The organism is Candidatus Limimorpha sp., assembly GCF_056203535.1.
Genome location: NZ_JBADWU010000054.1, coordinates 33,207 through 52,843 on the forward strand (window position 1 = coordinate 33,207; position 19,637 = coordinate 52,843).

At 45.0% G+C, this 19,637-nt stretch carries 19 protein-coding genes; 14 read left to right on the top strand and 5 right to left on the bottom strand.

Features of this window, described 5'->3' with window-relative positions; genetic code table 11:
- Positions 1 to 2: 2 nt before the first annotated feature.
- The 3 genes from AC06MN_RS06360 (at position 3) to AC06MN_RS06370 (ending at position 3,072) form a co-directional block, all read left to right on the top strand.
- Positions 3 to 1,430, top strand: a complete 1,428-nt coding sequence (locus tag AC06MN_RS06360) for a sugar transferase (RefSeq protein WP_475671514.1) — start codon at positions 3 to 5, stop codon at positions 1,428 to 1,430.
- Between the two features lie 138 nt (positions 1,431 to 1,568).
- On the top strand, positions 1,569 to 2,051 hold the full coding sequence (locus AC06MN_RS06365; RefSeq protein WP_475671515.1) for a cupin domain-containing protein: 483 nt from the start codon (positions 1,569 to 1,571) through the stop codon (positions 2,049 to 2,051).
- A gap of 10 nt (positions 2,052 to 2,061) precedes the next feature.
- Positions 2,062 to 3,072 (top strand): C45 family peptidase, encoded by a 1,011-nt coding sequence (locus AC06MN_RS06370; RefSeq protein ID WP_475671516.1) that lies wholly within the window; start codon positions 2,062 to 2,064, stop codon positions 3,070 to 3,072.
- 80 nt (positions 3,073 to 3,152) lie between these two features.
- Here the strand turns inward: AC06MN_RS06370 and AC06MN_RS06375 are convergent, their stop codons facing one another.
- The gene (locus AC06MN_RS06375) at positions 3,153 to 3,698 is read right to left on the bottom strand and encodes a flavodoxin (protein ID WP_475671517.1); all 546 of its coding nucleotides are present in this window, start codon (positions 3,696 to 3,698) and stop codon (positions 3,153 to 3,155) included.
- A 301-nt stretch (positions 3,699 to 3,999) separates the two neighbouring features.
- On the opposite strand from AC06MN_RS06375, the gene AC06MN_RS06380 reads away from it, so the two are divergent.
- Entirely contained in the window at positions 4,000 to 5,112 is a 1,113-nt protein-coding gene (locus tag AC06MN_RS06380) for a hypothetical protein (protein WP_475671518.1), read from the top strand.
- On the opposite strand, the gene AC06MN_RS06385 is transcribed toward AC06MN_RS06380, so the two are convergent.
- The gene (locus AC06MN_RS06385) at positions 5,109 to 7,664 is read right to left on the bottom strand and encodes a family 20 glycosylhydrolase (protein WP_475671519.1); all 2,556 of its coding nucleotides are present in this window, start codon (positions 7,662 to 7,664) and stop codon (positions 5,109 to 5,111) included. The two genes, AC06MN_RS06380 and AC06MN_RS06385, sit on opposite strands and share 4 nt — an antisense overlap.
- A gap of 60 nt (positions 7,665 to 7,724) precedes the next feature.
- On the opposite strand from AC06MN_RS06385, the gene AC06MN_RS06390 reads away from it, so the two are divergent.
- The 4 genes from AC06MN_RS06390 to AC06MN_RS06405 all read left to right on the top strand — a co-directional run bounded on the left by AC06MN_RS06390 (position 7,725) and on the right by AC06MN_RS06405 (position 11,012).
- Positions 7,725 to 9,356, top strand: a complete 1,632-nt coding sequence (locus tag AC06MN_RS06390; protein ID WP_475671520.1) for an alpha/beta hydrolase — start codon at positions 7,725 to 7,727, stop codon at positions 9,354 to 9,356.
- Between the two features lie 10 nt (positions 9,357 to 9,366).
- Entirely contained in the window at positions 9,367 to 9,891 is a 525-nt protein-coding gene (locus AC06MN_RS06395) for a 5-formyltetrahydrofolate cyclo-ligase (protein WP_475671521.1), read from the top strand.
- 433 nt (positions 9,892 to 10,324) lie between these two features.
- Positions 10,325 to 10,822 carry a hypothetical protein gene (locus AC06MN_RS06400; RefSeq protein ID WP_475671522.1) on the top strand — a complete coding sequence of 166 codons (498 nt, stop codon included), beginning with the start codon at positions 10,325 to 10,327 and terminating at the stop codon, positions 10,820 to 10,822.
- Positions 10,812 to 11,012 (top strand): helix-turn-helix transcriptional regulator, encoded by a 201-nt coding sequence (locus AC06MN_RS06405; RefSeq protein WP_475671523.1) that lies wholly within the window; start codon positions 10,812 to 10,814, stop codon positions 11,010 to 11,012. The genes AC06MN_RS06400 and AC06MN_RS06405 overlap by 11 nt, the downstream gene beginning before the upstream one ends.
- Positions 11,013 to 11,145: 133 nt before the next feature.
- On the opposite strand, the gene AC06MN_RS06410 is transcribed toward AC06MN_RS06405, so the two are convergent.
- Positions 11,146 to 12,399 (bottom strand): DUF2851 family protein, encoded by a 1,254-nt coding sequence (locus AC06MN_RS06410; RefSeq protein ID WP_475671524.1) that lies wholly within the window; start codon positions 12,397 to 12,399, stop codon positions 11,146 to 11,148.
- A 115-nt stretch (positions 12,400 to 12,514) separates the two neighbouring features.
- Positions 12,515 to 14,083: a bifunctional metallophosphatase/5'-nucleotidase gene (locus tag AC06MN_RS06415; RefSeq protein WP_475671525.1), complete on the bottom strand. Its 1,569-nt coding sequence runs from the start codon at positions 14,081 to 14,083 to the stop codon at positions 12,515 to 12,517.
- Positions 14,084 to 14,191: 108 nt separating this feature from the next.
- On the opposite strand from AC06MN_RS06415, the gene AC06MN_RS06420 reads away from it, so the two are divergent.
- From AC06MN_RS06420 to AC06MN_RS06440, 5 genes are all read left to right on the top strand, one after another.
- Entirely contained in the window at positions 14,192 to 14,485 is a 294-nt protein-coding gene (locus tag AC06MN_RS06420) for a hypothetical protein (RefSeq protein ID WP_475671526.1), read from the top strand.
- Positions 14,486 to 14,510: 25 nt separating this feature from the next.
- The gene (locus tag AC06MN_RS06425; RefSeq protein ID WP_475671527.1) at positions 14,511 to 14,795 is read left to right on the top strand and encodes a cell division protein ZapA; all 285 of its coding nucleotides are present in this window, start codon (positions 14,511 to 14,513) and stop codon (positions 14,793 to 14,795) included.
- Between the two features lie 274 nt (positions 14,796 to 15,069).
- Positions 15,070 to 16,638, top strand: a complete 1,569-nt coding sequence (rny, locus tag AC06MN_RS06430) for a ribonuclease Y (RefSeq protein WP_475671528.1) — start codon at positions 15,070 to 15,072, stop codon at positions 16,636 to 16,638.
- 137 nt (positions 16,639 to 16,775) lie between these two features.
- Complete coding sequence (locus AC06MN_RS06435; RefSeq protein WP_475671529.1) at positions 16,776 to 17,297, top strand: hypothetical protein; 522 nt, start codon at positions 16,776 to 16,778, stop codon at positions 17,295 to 17,297.
- 11 nt (positions 17,298 to 17,308) lie between these two features.
- A complete protein-coding gene (locus AC06MN_RS06440; protein ID WP_475671530.1) occupies positions 17,309 to 17,824 on the top strand; it encodes a hypothetical protein in 516 nt (171 codons plus the stop codon).
- On the opposite strand, the gene AC06MN_RS06445 is transcribed toward AC06MN_RS06440, so the two are convergent.
- Positions 17,825 to 18,988, bottom strand: coding sequence for a glycosyltransferase (locus AC06MN_RS06445; RefSeq protein ID WP_475671531.1), 1,164 nt, complete (start codon positions 18,986 to 18,988; stop codon positions 17,825 to 17,827).
- A 74-nt stretch (positions 18,989 to 19,062) separates the two neighbouring features.
- Between AC06MN_RS06445 and AC06MN_RS06450 the strand changes: the two genes are divergently transcribed.
- Positions 19,063 to 19,635: a hypothetical protein gene (locus AC06MN_RS06450; RefSeq protein ID WP_475671532.1), complete on the top strand. Its 573-nt coding sequence runs from the start codon at positions 19,063 to 19,065 to the stop codon at positions 19,633 to 19,635.
- Positions 19,636 to 19,637: the final 2 nt, after the last annotated feature.

Below are 19,637 nucleotides of genomic sequence, written 5' to 3' on the forward strand. Positions count from 1 at the left end.
AAATGAACAAGAAGAAACTTACACAGTATTATTTTTTCGCCGATTGGATTACTTCTTTTCTGGCTTGGCTGTTTTTCTATTTTTTCAGAAAGACCCGTGAAGGATTAGATTTGGACGCTTGGGGTGTCATCGCCAACTCGCTGAGAACCACGAATTTCTGGTTGGGTATTATTGGCATTCCGATTTGCTGGCTGATTCTTCATGCTGTCACTGGAGCTTATCAGAAAGTCTATCAGAAATCGAGGCTTAAAGAACTGGGACAAACTTTCTTCATCACCCTTTTAGGCGTAATTGTGCTTTTCTTCGCAACCATACTTGACGATCAGGTTGAGACTTACAAATCATATTATCAGTCATTTATAGCATTATTCTGCTTGCAATTCGGATTCACTTATATAGTTCGGTTTACCATAACATCCATAATGATTCACAAAATCAGGACAAGGAAAATCGGATTCAACACGCTGATTGTAGGTAGTAACGATAATGCCTGCGTCATTTACAACGAAATTGCCAACGAGGTGAAACCTTCGGGAATGTATCTCGTTGGTTTTGTAAATGTGTACGACAAGGATTATTATAAATTAGGCGAATATCTGCCTTATCTTGGCAATTATAGGGATGTGCAGCGCATTGTGAAGGAAAACAATGTGGAGGAAGTGATCATTGCCATCGAACGTTCTGAAACTGAGGCAATGAGCGTTTTGCTTTCGGTCATTGACGGCACCGATGCGGTGGTGAAAATCATTCCTGAAATGCAGGACTTGGTCTTTGGCGGCATCAAGCAATCGGCCATTTGGTATGCGCCTTTGGTTCAGGTTACGCCTGAAGGTATGCCGATTTGGCAAAAAGTGGTCAAGCGAATTTTCGATATTGTGGCTTCCGCTTGTGCTCTGGTGTTGCTGTCGCCGGTCTTTTTGATTTGCGCTATCATCGTGAAAGTCACCTCAAAAGGACCTGTCTTTTATGTGCAGGAACGTATCGGCAAGAACGGCAAACCTTTTAAGATGGCGAAATTCCGCAGTATGCGCATTGATGCCGAAGCCAACGGCACTCCGCAGCTTTCGAGTGGCGACGATGACCCGCGCATTACCAAATTCGGGCGTTTCATGCGCAAGGTTCGTCTTGACGAAATTCCACAATTCTGGACTGTACTGAAAGGCAAGATGTCGCTTGTCGGCTATCGTCCTGAACGTCAGTATTATATCGACAAAATCATGGAAACGGCGCCTTATTACCGTTTGCTGCTTCAGGTGAAACCCGGCATCACGAGTTGGGGCGAAGTGAAGTTCGGCTATGCCGAAAATGTGGAGGAAATGATTGAACGTCTGAAATACGATGTGCTTTACATCGAAAATGTTTCCATTGCACTTGATATCAAAATCCTGATTTACACCGTTTTGATTGTGATACAGGGAAGAGGAAAATAAATCAGGTAAAATCGATACCTACAATTTTGAACAAAAAGAAAAGCTGATTCTAATGTATTCAGACAGTTGGAATCGAGCATAATAATACCTTATCTTTGTCGCCTCAACAAATCATCAACAATACTAAAATCTCAAATCATGAAAAGAAGAATTTTCCGTTTAGTCATGCCGTTGGCAGTGATGGCCTTGGCATTTGCAGGTTGCCGCAATGCGAACAAGAATGTCGGACAAACTCCTGTTCCTGAAATCGTTACAGACACAACTCCTGAAATCATTCCTCAGGAAGTCATCAGTACGATTGATTTCAATGCGATGGATATTGACACGATGTCAAATTTCAAGGGCGGCGAGGGCGACATTTACATGAAAATGCTGGTGGATGGCAAAAACAAGTTCATGTATTGCACCATTCCATCAGGTTCGTCCGTCGGCAACCACACGCACGACACCGACATGGAAATCGTTTATGTGCTGCAAGGCGAAGCAACCATTCTGTTCGATGGCGAGGAACACACCTACACGAAAGGCATGGCGCATTACTGCCAGAAAGGACACGGCCATAGCATCAGCAACAAGGGCGAGGAGGATTTAGTGTCCTTCAATGTCGTTGCACCACAGTAATTTAAGAAGGATGAAAAAGATTCTCTTGTTGGTCACCTTAGTGTATGCAAACTTGGCTTTTTGCTGCACGACCATCATTGTAGGTGCCGATGCAAGCGCAAACGGTCGCCCTTTGCTGTGGAAACAGCGCGATTCGTCGGTGCGGTTCAATTATCTGGATTTCTTTGCCGATGAAGGTTGCTTTTCATTTACGGGTGTCGTCGATTCCAACGATTCGTTGCGTGCCAGTGTTTGGTGCGGGACAAACGAAGTCGGTTTTTCCATTATGAACAGCGTGGCCTACGGCTTGTCGCCCATCATTGATGAAAACCGTCCGTGGGAAGGCATCATCATGAAAAAGGCCTTGCAGATTTGCACGACGATAGATGATTTCCAACGTTATATCGACTCGCTGCCGCAGCCCAATGGCTTGGAAGCCAATTTCGGCGTGAGCGATGCCAATGGTGACGCCGCCTATTTCGAAGTGCATGATTTGGACTACACACGTTTCGATGTGCCACGCGATGGCTATCTGATTCGCACCAATTACGCTTTCACAGGCCGCGAAGGCGAAGGGAAAGGCTACGACCGCTACGAACTCGTCGAGCAAAAGATGAAAGCTCACAAAGGCAAGTTCGATGCTGAATGGATCCTGAAAAACCTTGCCAAGGAAAGCATCATCGCCCGCCCGACGACGGTTTCAAGCGTGGTTCTGGATGGCGAAGTGCTATGGTGCGCCATGGGGTATTCGAGGTGCAGTTTCGCCATGCCAGTTTGGGTCAATTCTAAGAATGAAATTCCGCTCCCCTTGCGGAAACTCAAAGCACAAGGCAGCGATGCCAACGAATTGGCCGACACCTTGAAAACCTTGACCCGCAGCACGAAACTTGAAAGGAAAATAGACAGAATTGTCAGGAAAGCCGAGAACAAAGAGTTTCGGATTGCCCGAAAGGAAGACCATAAACCCATTGCCATTTACAATGCAGCTCTAAATGAAAGATATGAGCGTTTCAAGGAAAAATGTTGGAAACGTTTGAAATGAAAAAATCCGCCTCGCGAGAACGAGGCGGATTTTTGTTTCCTGTAGAGACGTGCCATGGCGCGTCTCTACGTCTTTATCTGTTACAGTTCCAGACTATCGACCCATTCGCCAATTTTCTCTTTCGACGGGTTGCCGTTCAGCACGCGGCCTTCGAGGAATTTAGCCTTTGGCACGCTGGGCTGAAGGCTTTCGACGGTCTTGCCGAAACCGCTGCTGCCCGAAGTGGCAAAAAGTACGATGGTCTTTCCGCTGAAATCGTAGCTTTCAAGGAAAGTGTTGATGATGGTCGGGGCAACATACCACCAGATAGGGAAGCCGAGGTAAACCACATCATAATCAGCCATGTTGTCCAATTTGCCGGCAATGGCAGGGCGCGACGCCTTGTCGTTCATCTCGATGGTGCTGCGCGAGTTGCGGTCTTTCCAGTCCAAGTCGGCGGCGGTGTAAGGCGTTTCCGGATTGATTTCAAAGAGGTCGGAATGGGTGACCTCTGCGAGTTTTTGCGCCACTTTTTCAGTCGTTCCGGTGGCTGAAAAATAGGCGGTTAATGTCTTTTTATTCATAGTCTGAGCGTTTAGGTTGATGCCTAAAAAGGCAATTGCGATAAGTATTATAATGCGTTTCATAGGTGAAAAGTTTGGCGCAAAGTAACACAAAATAATAAGTTGAAACAAATCTAAACGATAATAATGTTTTCCTGTTGAACGCAAATTGCCGCAAATCATCCATAAATATATGTGAATTAACTGATATACATCTAATTATAACTCTTAATAATTTATGATTCATTTACGATAATTAGCGTTTTGCGAAGCGAAAAAAAACAACTATTATCGTTATAGGTTATTTTTTAATTCTCGCTAAGAAAAAATAAAAATGCTATTTTTGCGTTCTGAAAATATTTGAACAATCTAATAAACGACAAATATGAAAAGAAGATTTTTAGCAGTGGCAGTGTTGGCACTGACATTCGGAATGATGGCTTTCAGTGGCTGCAAAAAGGATGACGACAACAAGAAGCAAGAAACGCCCGACGAAGGCCTTTACCTTGGCATTGTGGGCTTTAACGACCAACTTTACACCTTGCCGATGAGCCTTTTGAACCAAAACACGAAGTTCGGTTTTGAGAGTTTCGTGGACGGCCTGAGCATGGAGAACGGCACCATTCTTTATCATGCCGTCAATTCGGCGATTTCCGACATGGCCTCGGCTGCGATTCCAGAAGACTTGATTAATGTTTCGGTCGTCACTTTCACCGATGGCTTGGACCAAGGTTCCTATCTGATGTCGAATTACACTTCGGGAGCCGAATACCTGAATGCCGTGAACCAACGCATTAAAAATGAAAAGATTGGCGGCATGGACATTGCGGCTTATTCCATTGGTGTCAGAGGCTCCGATGTGACCGATGAGGACGCTTTCCGCAACAACTTGGAAAAGCTTTCCAGCGATCCCGGACACAATGTCTTTGAAGTGACAAGCATGAGCGAAGCCGGCCAGCATTTCGCCGAAATTGCCAAACAGCTTTACAACCAAAGCACCTATTACAATGTGACCTTGAAGATGCCTGCCCAAGAGCCTAACGATGTCATCCGTTTCACATTTGATGATGTTGACAACGCGCAAAACTCGACTTGTTACATCGAAGGCACTTATTCACGTGAAAACAACAACACGATGGGTGTGCTGCGCAATGTGGAATATCATGGCCTTGAATGTATGAATGGCACTGTGGTTTCGGCCACATCGCAAGGCATTTTTGATTTTTTCTCCTTCCGGAATCTTGTCACGCCTGATGGCGAACAGGTCTCAATGGATCATGTAAAGCAATGGAAACAAATCGCTTCATCAGGGCAATGGCAGAACAACAGCGAATTTTCACCGTCAAATAACACTGAAATCGTTGAGGAATACCGCAGTGCCCTCATCATGCTGGTCCTCGACTGCTCCAGTTCCTTGAGCGGCGACTTTGCCAACATGAAATCGGCTGCCAATCAGTTTATCGAGACTTTAAGCGGCAGCTATTCCGGCAATCATTAATGCTTGAATTGAATGCCTTCGACTTCGGAAACCGAACCGTCTGAATGAATGTTTACGGGAATGAAGGCGAAGCTCCAGCGCAAGCCTTGATAAGTCTTAGGGGCGAGAATCTCAACGAGGTTCTCGCCTTTTTTTAAGTGAATCTTTGCCGGCTCGCGCATCCAGTAAAACTGCTCGTCGGTGAATGGCTCTTCTTCTTCGGGTTGCGCCCAAGTATTGTAATGATAATCGTATTTCCCCGACTCTTGCCATTCGATGGCAGGAAGGATTTCTTCCCCATTGACAAAACATTGGCTTCCGCCTTCCCAATGATGCTGTGTGCCAATGCCGTAGCCGTTGCGGTTGGAACGCGCGGGCGTGTCGAATCCAATCCATGCCTGAATGTCCATGTCGTTTTCGGCAATGATGACGGTTTGCGCCGAGGCCGAAGCCGTGTCGTTGGTTGCAAAGCCGTATTGCTTGCAAAATGCATCCAAATCGACGGCACCGCCAAAAGCGGTTTGAGGAGCATTGCCGTCAATGCTTATTCGCCATTCGATTTCGGAATTGGCTGCCCAACGCATTTTCTCCTTGTGGAAACGGTCGCGATGGGCTTTCATCTTTCCTTCAAAATTGGCAAGCCGCGAACCTGCAATGGTGTATGGCCCCGAAGGCAGATTTTCGTTGGCGATTTCACCCGCATTGCCGCCATTCCAAAAGCGTTCGGAAAAAGCCATCATGCCGCTAATCATGCCGTTATGCAACGCAATGTTCTCTTTGTCATCAACCCTGACATCGTTCCAAAGGCAAAGCGTGCCGCCAAGGGCTTTGGTAGTGTCGGGCACTTGCTGGGCTGCTGCCGTATGAAGAAAGGCGCGGTTAGTGAGAACCATCGGGTCATAATAATTCAAGTAGCCAACAAATGAATCGACATATTTTCCTGGCTTACTCGAAATGGCAGCGTTAGAGCCTTCGGCTTCATTCCAAATCTGACGTATGGTGTTCTCGGAAGTCGGCAGTCCGGGTGCCCATGCGATGGCTTGACGGCCATTTCTTGCGACGATGTCTTCCGCCCAGCGCATAAAACCTTGCGGGTCAGCAATATGAATTTCATCGGAACCGATGTGAAAATACGGACACGATTCTGCCGGAATTTCATCGAAAAATTCCTGCAAACAAGTCTCAAGAATCTTTTTCCCTTCTTCAGAATCCATGCTCACGCCGAAAGTTTTATTAAAATAGGTGGAGTGTCCGGGCATGTCGATTTCTGGAATTACGGTAATGTCTTTCTCTTTTGCGTAAGCGATGACTTCACGGATTTCGTCGTAAGTGTAGAATTTGCCTTCGTCGCGGCCTTCGCGTTGATATTGTGGCTCATTGAGTTGTGGATAAGCCTTGCATTCGATGCGCCACGCCGGATGGTCGGTCAGATGCCAATGAAAATAGTTCAGCTTGTAGAAGCTCATCAGGTCAAGCGTTTCTTTGAGCATTTCAACGGTTTGATAGTTTCGCCCCGTGTCGTGCATGAATGCACGGACAGGATAACTTGGCCAGTCGTGGATTTTCACATTTGGCATATTACCGTCGCTGTCGATGAGTTGAATGAGAGTAGGAATCGCCCATTTTGTGTTGCCCGAAAGGGTTGCAATTCCATTGTCAGTAATAATTTGATATTCTTCCGAATTATCAAATACGATGTTCGTATCTATCTTTATTTCAATGAATTTTGATTTCTTCGAACTGAGCATTTCAAACTCTTTCGGCTCAGGAATGATGTGATTGTCAGCGGCCATTTCGTAAAACCGCACATAATCGATGTCCATTTCCATAGGCAGTTTATCGGTGTCAATGTCCGACAGTTTGCTTTGCTGGAATTGTGCGCTGAGAATAAGGTAAAAATCGTTGTCGGCAAAAGGAAACTGCCCGTTTTCGCCTTGATTGAACCGAGGATAATTGAAAGTGCGTTTGTCGTTAATGAAAAAAACAAGGCTGTCTGGATATTTTTCAACGGCATAAACATTGTAGTTTTCAGGGTTAAACTTCGCGCGTGTGCCAGAGTTTGGCCGTTTCGTCTTTTTCAAAACGTTGGTATAGTAGGAATGGACATAATGCGTGACATAATCATCGTTATCGTAATGCTCCATAATGTCAATTTCGCCACCGTCAGGCCAAGGAATTTTGCTTCCCGATTGCGGCATCATCCAAATGGCAGGCCAGAAACCAGTCGAGGCTGAGAATTTTGCACAGATTTCAATGCGCCCGAAGCCAAAGGCTTTCTTGTTCCACGACCATAATCCGCCCGTAAGGTAAGGTGCTTCGTCATCGGGCAAAAAGTTGTTTTTCATGCCTTTTAGAATAAGATTCCCGTCACGAAAGTCATACAAAGCCGAATCCGAGGCCATTAGTTGAGCCCATTCAGGTTCATGACGATAGATTTTTGTCCAAAATTGATTGTCGATTTCGTTATTGTTGAATTCATCGTTCCAACTTAAAATCCATCTTTGGTCTTGCGGAATTGTTTGAGAATCAACGCCGAATAGGAATTGAAATAATAGGATGGCGAATTTTATCATGGTGAAAAATTTTGGTAAAAATACGTTTTTGTTTTGTACTTTTGTCGGAAATTGGAAAAAATGAAGAAGATTTCGCTCATCGTATTGGCTTTTGTGTTGGGAATAAGTGAGGCTTATTCGTTTTTTCAGTGTGATGTCAAGCGATTTTCTGAATTTGCTGAGACTGAAAGCGTTGAAAATCAATGTAAAAATGAAACTTTGGAATTGCCTTTGCTCGAAGTTCCGTCAATTTATCGCGGCAATTTTGGTTCAAAGGAATACGCGGTTTTTGTGGAGGCAAGTGATGCAAACGAATTGAAAGGCCATTATTTGGCTTTGGACAAGGAAATTTCTGATTCGATTGCTTTTCGGTTGTCCTTTGATGGCAAAAACCTGCGCTTTGTTTCGCAAAAAATAAATATTTGTCAGAAAGTGAACAGGTTGCATTCGGATTCTCAGATAATTGAAGGTTTCATACAGCATTCTCTTCAAAATCAGACGTATTTCAGTTTTTCACCTTACGAAATTCCGCAATTCATTGAATATGATTCCATAAGGTATCGGCAATCCAAGTTTAACGTCAAGAGAATCGACCAAGTGCATTTCGCAAATGTCAATGGCTATTGGACGGAATTGGATGAGCGTTCAAATTCGTCAGGTGACATGATTTTGCAACTGAAACAGGTTTTGAATGAGCGTGACCTTAACCTTTTTATGGACGTCTATCTTCCTGAAAATGATACGCTTGCAAAGCGTCCGTTTGTCATGCTGATTCATGGCGGGTCTTTTTATTACGGCACGCGGAAAGACCAGACCGTTTCGTCGCTTTGCGAACATTTGGCTTCGTTGGGTTATGTGGCTGCTTCCATTGACTATAGGATTGGTTTTCAGACTACTAAGGACGGCATTGAGCGTGCTGGCTATTGTGCCATTCAGGATGCTCACGCTGCCATGCGTTTCGTGACGGCCAACCAGGATACTTTTGGCATTGACACTTCCATGATGTTTGCCGGCGGTTGCAGCGCTGGCAGCATTACGGCTTTGGGCCTCGCCTTCATGACCAATGAAACGCGCCCACAATCGACACGCGCAAGTCTTTTGAATACGGAACTCGGTGATATTGAGACAAGTGGAAACGAGATTGACGCTCATTTTTCGCTAAAAGGTGTCATCGACATGTGGGGCGCCATGCCGAATCTTGATATGCTTGAAGGGAAAAACATTCCGATTGTGGCTTTTCACGGCGATGCCGATAACATTGTTCCATACGGCTATGATTTTCCTTTTGGCAAAACCAAACGACTTAAAAAGCTGTTTTTCAACGAAATGTATGGTTCTTCATGTATTGTGAAGAGGGAAAAGGAATTGGGCGTGAAGTCGGAGCTTTACACTTTTGAAGGTTTCAAACATTCGCCGCAACTGACGGATAAGAAATTGAACGACAATTATTATTTCATTCAAGATAAAATATGCGTGTTTTTGGATGAAATCATCCGTGCGGAAAAGCCTCAGATTGTGAAACGCAACGGCTGGTACCAGTTGGACGGCGAAGTTTATCAATGCAATTGGGCGGCTGAAGGTGGCTTGATTGTGGAAAACAAACAAGGCAAGGCTAAAGTCGTCTGGATTGGCAATGCACCGCAAAACAAATTGAAACTGTCTGGCATTCAGAAATATGGAATTGGATTTACACAAGAAATAAGAATTAAATAAACTGTAAAAAATGGATAAGAAATCATTAAGAGCCGAAATCAAGGCATTGAAAAAACAGCATACCAAGGAACAGTTATCGGAGCAATCGGAAAAAATTCTCGCTAAGTTGGAACGGCATCCCGATTTCGTGAAAGCGGAGCGCGTCATGCTTTACAGCGCTTTGCCCGACGAGGTGCAGACGCAGGCTTTCCTTGAAAAATGGCATCTGAAAAAGCAAATCATTCTGCCAACCGTCGTTGGCGACGACATTATTCCTGTGGCCTACGAAAAAGACACGGATTTTGCCGTCGGCGATTTCAACATCTTGGAGCCTCAAAACGAACCATACAAAGGCGGTTTTGACCTGATTGTCGTCCCAGGCGTTGCCTTCGACCGCAATGGCAACCGCTTGGGCCGAGGCCGTGGCTATTACGACCGCTTCCTTTGCCAGCATCCCGATATCAAACGCATTGGCATTTGCTTTGATTTTCAGTTGGTTGATGAAATTCCAACCGAACCCTTTGACATTCGGATGGATGAAGTGATTTCGCTGTAAGTAACGCCAAAAAATAAGTTGTAACACATCTAAACATTAGCCATTGTTTTTCCTGTCAAACGCAAATCATCACAAATTATTCAAAAATTAATGTGAATTAACTGATATACATCTAATTATAGTTTTCAACAATTTATGATTCATTTACGGTAATTGACTACGTCGAAATGAATATTGACTACGTCGAATCTAAAAGATTTCACCGACACGAAGTGAGGTAATCTTCGATTTTGTGTTTAGCGAAGAAAAATAACAGCCATTATCGTTACAGGTTATTTTTTAATTCTCACTAAATTGATTGGTTGAATAGGCGTGAGTTGGGGATTTATCGTTTGTTTCGGCAAAATATTCGTAAAAAATATGACAAATTAATTTGTCTATTTGTAAAGTTTACTTTACTTTTGCAGCGTCAAACCAATTAAAATCTCAAACTATGAAGAAGAATTATTTGTTTCCACATCGGTTCAAGGCAATCGGGTGGGTGATTACAGGAATTACGTTGGCGGCTACCATCGCTTTTTTTGTCGCGTCAATATGTTACGATTGGAATCCTGACTTAAAAATGCCAGCACTTTTTGATGACGATCCTTTAGGCTTTCTGTCGGATGAAGGGAAAGATCCGGGACTGTTCAAAATGGCGGATTGTTCGATTTTTACATTCATTCTGATTTTTATGACCATCGGTCTCATCCTTGTTGGTTTTTCAAGGGAAAAAGTTGAGGACGAGTTTGTTAGGCAACTTCGCGAGCGCAGTCTGGTTTGGGCCACTTTGGTCAGTGCGGCGGTTTTTCTGTTTGGCACTTTAACCATCTATGGAATGGTGTACATGTATTTTGCCTATTCGATTTATTTCATTTTCCTAATATTGTTCATCATCAAGTTTAACGTGTCGTTGCGCCGCTTTAACAAAGGAGGTGAAAATGAAGAATAAACTGAAAGTGGCGCGCGCCGAAATGGACATCACGCAGGGCGAACTTGCCGAGAAAATCAATGTCAGCCGCCAGACCATCAACGCCATCGAATCGGGGAAATATGTGCCTTCCACCGTGCTTGCCCTGAAAATGGCCAAGGTCTTCGGCAAGAATGTCGAAGAAATTTTCTTTTTGGAAGAAGATGATTAGTCAGAACTGCCAAAAATCATTGTTTGCGTATCAAACAAGACAATCCTTTTGAAAAACAAACATTGATTTTTGAATGATTTTAAACAAAGATTTTCATTAGATTTTTTGCCGTTAGGCAATCCCAAAAGCAATTTTATCCTTTCATCAATACATTGCCAGCCCTACATTCCAGACATCTCTTCCGTTTGCAATAGTTGTTGTAGAGCTGTATCAGGGCCTGCGATTGCATGGCGTTTTGCGCCTGCCAGCCGCGCTCGGAGAAGTGCCTCGTGATGGTGTTGTCTTCGGCTTCGAGTTGTTCGAGATAGTCGGTGGCTCTTTCGCAAAGTGTCTCGTCGTAATGCAGTTGTCCGTAGCAGAATAAAAGCGGAACTATTGCATTGATAATCAATATTTCGGCGGTCGAATCACCTAAGCGTTTCGTGCGTTTTGGCGATGGCGTTTCAAAACGGTAATGCGTCAGCCAGTATTCTGAAGGCTCCACTTCAAGCAGCCTTTTCACTTCATCGGTGTTTTTTGCTGTTAGGATTTTGGAGAAAACGTTGCCGTTTTCGTGAATCATCGTGGCCATTTGCGCTAAGCGGATGGTCGGGAAGTTGCCGGGACGCATACGCATGAATTTCCAGCGTTCTTCGGGCATGGTCAGCAGGTTGAATTTCGCTTTCATCACCTTGTATTCACGTTTCAGCAGTTGCGGATATTCCTCAGTAAAGTCTTTTTCAAGGAAACCGGCGCAGCCGAAAAGCATGGCTTCTACTTGCAGGAGGTTATCAGCATGTTTCAGTAAGGTCTTGAAAGGTAGAATAGTAGCGAGATATTCAAAGGCTTCGTTGTTCACTTTCAGGCCGAAATAACGCATCAAAAGTTTGAAGAGCGCATCTTCCCAGTCGTAGGTGTTGGCTTCCAAGATTTTCTCGACGGTCTCGGCTTTTTGTTCCAAACGCTCGACCAGAATGTTGTCCAACCACGAAAGCATGGTGAATTTCTGCACCGTTGCCAACGATTTTTCGCATGGAATCCAGCCTTTTGTCGCAATAAACTGCTGATAATTATCATACAAAGCCATGTCGAAATGGCCTTTCAGTTCCAAGACGGGAATGGCAGATGTCGCCAAATCGTTTTCGTGGACGACATGCAGAATCACGTTGTCGTAGGCTTTGTCGTTTTGGTGCTGATGGCGGTTCCAATCGGAGGCCTTGACGTGAATTTCGACATGTCCCGCCCAAGTGTTTTCGCCAATCTTGATTCTCGCTTCTAAAAAATCAGGGCCGGAATCAATGTTGCGATAGCCCGTGGCGTAAACCGTAATCGGTTCGCCCGATGTGGTAAACAATTCACCGTCAATCAGTTTGTTTTCCCAAAGGTAGTATAAGAAATCTTCTTTCATTTGAAACTTGTTTTCTGATGAAATGATTAAAATGCGCTTCGCGCGTTCAAAAATTGTTCAAAAGTTGGATTTTTCAACTCGGCATTTTGAACAATTTTGAACGATTTTTATCATCTTATTTCTTTATTTTCCAGCAGTTTAACGGTTCGCTATCCAAGGTTCCTTTTTGTCTTGCCCAGTCGATGAAAATGGAGCGCAGGTCGCGGTCGCATTGCCAGACAACATGGTTTTTGATGTCGGTTTGTTGCCAGCCGCAGCCGTTCATGAAATGGTTGCCGCCGCCCATTGAGCGATAGGAATTCATCACCACGTTGTAAGTTTTTTCCAAGTCGAAAGGCGTGCCGTCGGCCATGCTGATGATGTTGATATGTTCGCCACGCGGTGCTTGGTCGGTCACTTCGTAGAGGATGCCTGCGCCCGAATCGAAGTTGTAGATCGGATTTCGCATTTCGTAGGCGTATTCAAGGAAATCTTTCACTTCCTTGCCCGTCATGGCCATGACCGCCAGCGAGTTTTCAAAAGGATACCAAGTGAAGAAATCTTTCACCGTGAGCAAACCGGCTTCAATGGTTTTGCCTGCCGCAAGTGGGGCGGCAAAGGAAATGTCGGCGTGGATGCCTTCCTTTTCGGCCATTTCAAACTGGCAGCGGTGAATTTCGTCGACCCAAAGGCAAGGCCCGTTGAGCGCATCGCTGCTGTTGATTGTCACCGGCAGTTCGGCTACTTCATTGTCTTGATAATCATCGGCGCGTTCAAGGTAAGGCTGAAGAAGGTTGACGAAATCGGCATCGGGTTCCTGGTCTTCGGTCGAAATCAGATTGATGCTGATTTTCGATTTTTTGTGGTTCTTGAAAGTGACTTCGGCTTTCGCAAGACCTTTTGCGCGTTGTCCCGAATTGAGCACATACACTTTTTCGCCTACAATGTTGGTAATGGTTGTTGCATTGGCTCTGTGGTCGTGGCCGTAGAAAATCAGGTCGAAGCCTAGCACATTCTCGGCCACCCATTTCACGGCATTCTCGCGACCAAGCGGTGTGCCTTCGGGCAGATTTTGTTCGGCAAAATCCCAACCCGAATGGAAAAGTCCGACCATCAAATCAGGATTTTCCTTTTCCTTGATGATTTTCACCCATTTGGCGGCGGCTTCTTCCAACTGGTCGAAACGCAAGCCGGGGCGCAGACGGTCGGGCACCCAAGTCACGACGTAAGGCGTGAGCAGTCCCAACACGGCGACTTTGCAGCCTTGGCGGTTCAATATAATATAAGGAGTGAAATAAGGCTCTCCCGTTGATTCGTCGATGACGTTAGCGGCAAGAATCGGCACCTTGGTCTCGGAATAAACGCGGTCGAAGACCTTTCGTCCGGCTTCAATGTCGTGGTTGCCGACGCAAGCCGCATCGTATGGGAAGTAATTCAGGAATTCCGAAGTCAGGTTGCGGTTTTCGGCATCATGATTGGCGCAATATTGGAAAGTCGTGCCCTGCATATTGTCGCCGGCATCGAGCAAAATGAGGTTCTCGCCTAACTCGGCTTTCATCTTTTTGATGAACGCGGCATCGTTGCCGAAATCAGTGAAATTGCCGTGAGTATCAGTCGATTCAAGGAATGTCAATGTGGTTTCTTTTGGGGTGCAGGCGGTTGCAAGTGCAGCTACAATCATCATGGATAAGAATGCTTTTTTCATTGTAAACAAGACTAAAAATCGCGTAAAATTAGAAAAAAAATGAAAAACCTTTGCCCATAACGAAACAATATTCTATTTTTGCAAAACAATTCCAAAGTCAATTGTCGAATGGCCGATACAAACATCATATTAACCGAAATCGAGGTAAAATTGAGGAAGTTGATTGGTGTGAAAAATCAGTTGGCCGATGAAAACAAACGATTGGAGGCTGAAAACGAAGCGCTTAGAAACGAAAATCTGACGCTTGTCAAGGCCAACATGGAGTTGCAGGATAAATTAAATAAAAGTACTATTGTTAACGCACTCGGCAACGAGGAAGAAATAGAAGAAGGAAGAAAACTCATCAAGAGTCTTGTGCGGGAGATTGACCAATGCGTTTCGATTTTGAACAGTAAGGAATAGTCCGGATAATAAATAAATCGGCGAGATGGATGAAATACAGCTCAATATCACCATCATGGAGAAGGCCTACAAGATTACGGTTGCCCGCGCCGATGAAGGAAAAGTGCGCAAAGCCGTCGCAATGATCAATGAGATGGTGAAATCATACGCGAGGCACTACACTTTCAAGGATGTGCAGGACATTCTGGCAATGACAGCCTTGCATTTTGCCACTTCCGCAGTGAAATATGAATCCGAGCTATCTTACGACAGTCAACATTTGGAACGCAAGCTGAATGAACTGAACGACTTGCTCGATGAGCAATTATAACGCTGTAAAACAACGAGATAAAACTCAACGTTCTTTGAAAGACTAGAATCTGTCTGTCCATCGCATCATGTAAACTCAACACAATTCTAAACATCAATGGGTTAACTTGTGCTCTGTAAAAACAGGCCTCATTCCCTTCGGGGAAGCATTTACATGCCGGTGGACGTTCGCGCATCACAGTGCCTTAAGCGTATTCAAACAGGGTTTATCATATCCCTTAGGGCAGACAGTTTCTTTTATTTGTCTTCTTTTTGTCGGGTAAAACAAATGTAAAATGTTATTACTCACAATCAACACAACAACACTCATTATCATTGGAGTCGGGGCTTTGGTTTTGGGCCTCGCCGCAGGTTATTTCGTCACATCAACACTTTTGCGCAAGGCTGTAACCAAGGAAGCCGACGCTTATCTTGAAGAAGCCAAGGAAAAGGCTGAAGTCATCAAGAAAGAACGCATCTTGCAGGCCAAGGAGAAATTCCTTGAAATGAAGAACGAGTTTGAAAAGACCACCAATGAAAAGAAACGCGAATTGCAAAAGAATGAAAACCGTGTGAACCAGCTTCAGCAGAACGCCAACCAGAAAATGGAGGAAGTTCAGCGCAAGGCTAAGGAAGTGCAGTCGGCACAGCAACGCATCGACAGCCAGCAGGAAAACCTGACAAAACGTAAGGCCGAACTCGATGCCCTTTATGACGAGGAATCGAAGAAGCTCGAATCCATTTCAGGCCTCTCGGCAAAAGAGGCTAAGGACCAGCTGATTGAACTTGTCAAGGAAGATGCCCAGGCCGAGGCTATGGTTTACGTGAAGGAAATCACAGAAGACGCCAAGCTGAGCGCCAACCAGACGGCAAAGAAAATCGTCCTCGAAACCATTCAGCGCACAGCTGCCGAAGTCGCCATCGAAAACACGGTCAGCGTGTTCAACATCGAAAACGATGAAATCAAGGGCCGCATCATTGGCCGTGAAGGCCGCAACATCCGCGCCCTCGAATCGCTTACTGGCGTTGAAATCATCATCGACGACAGCCCTGACGCTATCCTGATTTCCGGCTTCGACCCGATTCGCCGTGAAATTGCACGTCTTTCATTGCAGAAACTCGTCACCGATGGCCGTATCCATCCTGCACGTATCGAGGAAGTGGTTCACAAGGTTGAAAAGCAAGTCGAACAGGAAATCATCGAAACGGGTAAACGTACCGTCATTGATCTCGGCATTCACAATCTCAGTCCTGACCTTATCAAGATGGTGGGTCGCATGAAATACCGCACTTCTTACGGTCAGAACCTGCTGCAGCACTCAGTGGAAACGGCTAAACTCTGCTCCACGATGGCTGCCGAACTCGGCTTGAATCCAAAGGCTGCCAAACGTGCCGGTCTGCTTCACGACATTGGTAAAGTTGCCGAAAACGAAGAGGAACTACCACACGCTATTTTGGGTATGAAAGTTGCTGAAAAGTGCAAGGAAAAGCCTGACATTTGCAACGCTATCGGTGCTCACCACGACGAAATCGAAATGGACAACCTCATTTCGCCTATCGTTCAGGTTTGCGACGCCATTTCAGGTGCCCGTCCGGGTGCCCGTCGCGAAGTGGTCGAGGCTTACATCCAGCGTTTGAACAAGTTGGAGGAAATGGCCATGTCGTACCAAGGTGTGGTCAAGACGTATGCTATCCAGGCTGGCCGCGAATTGCGCGTCATCGTTGGCGCCGACAAGGTTTCAGATGCCGATGCCGACCGCATTGCATACGACCTTTCAAAGAAAATCCAGACTGAAATGACCTATCCGGGTCAGATTAAAATCACCGTCATCCGTGAGACTCGCGCCGTGAGTTTCGCCAAGTAAACGCGGTAACAACGAGAGAAATTTTTTACGATGGAAAAAGGCTGCCTCGGTTGGGGCGGCCTTTTTGTTTGGAAATGCAAATTACTGCAAATGAATCAATAATTTCATTTATATTTGCACCCATAAAACATTGTGCCATGGAAGAGGAAGAAAAGCTTACCGAAACCGAACTTCGCGAAGATGCTGAATCATACTTGAATAAGCTGCGCTTGAGAAGCGAATTTGCCATTATCATTGGTGTGCCGTTACTGCTGCTTTTGTGCTATGCGGAATACAGCTTCAATCGTGATTTGATGGAAATGATTTTGTTTGGCATCTTATATGTCTTGTTTGCTCTGGCAAACATTATGCGTTGCAGAACGGTCAAATCAATTGATTTTCAGAACGATTCATTGCAAGAAATTGCCAATCGGATGAAAGTGTTGAAGAAACGGGAGATGATTGTAGTCCGAATGATTTTAGTCTGTCTTTTGGCTTGGCCAGTCCTGATTGCTTTCAGAGGCAGTTGCTCCGTTATCAAATCATGCATTGCTGGAGTGCTCGGCGCTTTTATCATTTTTGTAGCCTATAAACTCTTTTTGCGCAGCCGTAATGGAGCCGGCAATGATTTTGATGATATGGTTTCACAATTGGAAAACTTTCAACAAACAGATTTATAAATACTTGCATTATGGAACAGAAAAAGACTTATACCGAAACCGAATTGCGCAGCAAGGTTGCAAAGCTGGTGAAAACCGATTTGACAGGAAATAGAATCGCCCTTTTTGTCATGTTTCCTATTCTTGTTGCGGCACTTGTTTTGGCGCATTTTGCCGCAGATATTTTCGAGACTTCAGATATGATTGCCTTTGGCGTGGCTATTGTCTATTTTCTCGGTGCTGGTCTGATCTGGCTTGGAATCTTGAAATCGGTCAATGCAGAGAAAGATTCTTTCGCCGAATTGGCTCGGAAATTGAAAACGTCAAAAAGGTGGAATTCGATTTTGAGTTGTTCGGCACCATTGGTGTGTATGTTTGTGTTGATTTTCGCTGATGCCCTTGAAATGGAGGATTTTGCCTGGCATTGGATTTTTGTTGCTGTCATGCTTGTTATTGTCGCTTTGTTTTTCTTTTCTTGGAAAATTGTAGGAAGCAGCATGAAACAGAAATACGACGGACTGATTGCAAGGCTTGAAGAGGAAAAATAATCATTCCACGCCGATTTTCATTCTGCCCATCAGTCTCAGGATTGGCGTAAGGAAAGCGAAAAGCAAATCGTAAACGATAAGGCCAGGCAACAGACCTTTTTCGCCAAGGCGCTTCGTTGCTCCATGATAGATAATCATTTGCGAGCCGTAACGCAGGAGGAAAAAGAAAACCAGAATCGGAATATAATACACGGCTCCGATTGATAAGGCGAAAGCAGGTTTCAGCAGCATCAGGGCGATGAACGATGCGTAGAAAAGGAAATGCGACCATGTGAACAGTGCCGACGAAGCCTTTGCCTTCACATCGTATTGAGGAATGGTAGAATAGCGGCTGCTCTTGATGTGAGCCCACATTCCGAACTTGTGCGGCGGCGTGGTCAGAATGGCATTTTCGGCATCAATGAGGACTTCCGTGTTTTTGCCTTTTGCCACTTGGCTGATGAACAAATCATCGTCGCCGACGGAAGTCGTATAATGTGAAGTGAATCCTTTGTATCTGTAAAACAATTCTTTACGATACGACAAATTCGTTCCAATGCCCATGTAAGGATGTTTGTTGAGGGCTGCCGAAAGATATTGCATGGCATACTGCACGGCATCGAAACGCATGATTTTGTTGAAGACACCTTTTTTATTAAAGTATGGACTGTAGCCGATGACCACTTCCGTATTGTTGCCGTAGCTGTTCACCACGCTGCGCAGCCATTGGCTGTTGGTCGGGAGACAGTTTACGTCGGTGAGGACAATCAGGTCGTTTTTGGCCGATTTGATGCCCATCGAAAGCGGGAACTTCTTGCCATTGAAGAAGTTAAGGTGCTGGCGTAACTGCACGGGCTTGATTTTCGGCTCACGACGTTCAATGTCCTTCAGCCATTCTTCCGTTTCGTCTTCCGAGCAGTCGTTTACGATGACGATTTCGTAGTCGGGATAATCCTGCGTGAGCAGCACGGGAACCAAGTCCTGCAAGTACTCGTAGGCGTCGCGGGCGCAAACCACCACCGAAACGGGTTCCAATTGGTCGTCGGATTTGGTCTTGTCCTTCTTTTTGTAGAAAGCTAGTTTGGAAAACACGCACCAATGGTAGATTAATTGTATGATGAATGTTATGCCGAAGCATAATAAAACGATGAAACTCAACCTGTTGAAGAAAAAATCAATATGCACGATTGCCTCCTTTTAATAGAAATGCAAAGATAGGAAAGATTTTGCTTATTTTTGCAGCCTAAAATGAAATTGCAATGAAGAAATCAGTATTTGTGATGCTCGTGGCATTTCTTGTGTCGACAAGCGGCTTCGCCCAATCGAAAAACATCAGTATGCAAGCCAAGTCGGCCAATGGAAAACAGGTTGTCATTCCTAAAGCAGAAAAGAAAGCCGAAGCCATTTTTAGCCAAACGACTATGCTCGTTGACGGCAAGATTTATCCGTTTTTGGCATTCTCTTACGTATCATGTGTCGGCGATTCGCTAACGGGTAAAGTGAGCGTGACGGTTGAGGCCACAGCCAAAAACGATTCCGTCGTGATTGCTTTCGGCAAGAGTTGCGGTGAAAACCTTTGCTTGCGTGCCGTCGATAGGAAAGGCAATCTTTTTGAAGGAACTTTCGGGGAAAGCTACAGTCAGGAAAAGGCTTTGCCGGTTGACGAAGCGGTTCGTTATGTGTTTGAATTTGAACAGATTCCAGTCGGATTGGATATGTTCCATTTCGTGAAAGCGGAATATGAAATCCGAAATGGCGAGACAATCATCAGCTCGCAGGAATGTAACCCGATAGGCGTGAAGTATGCCAAAATCGAGTGGAAAAATTTGTAACT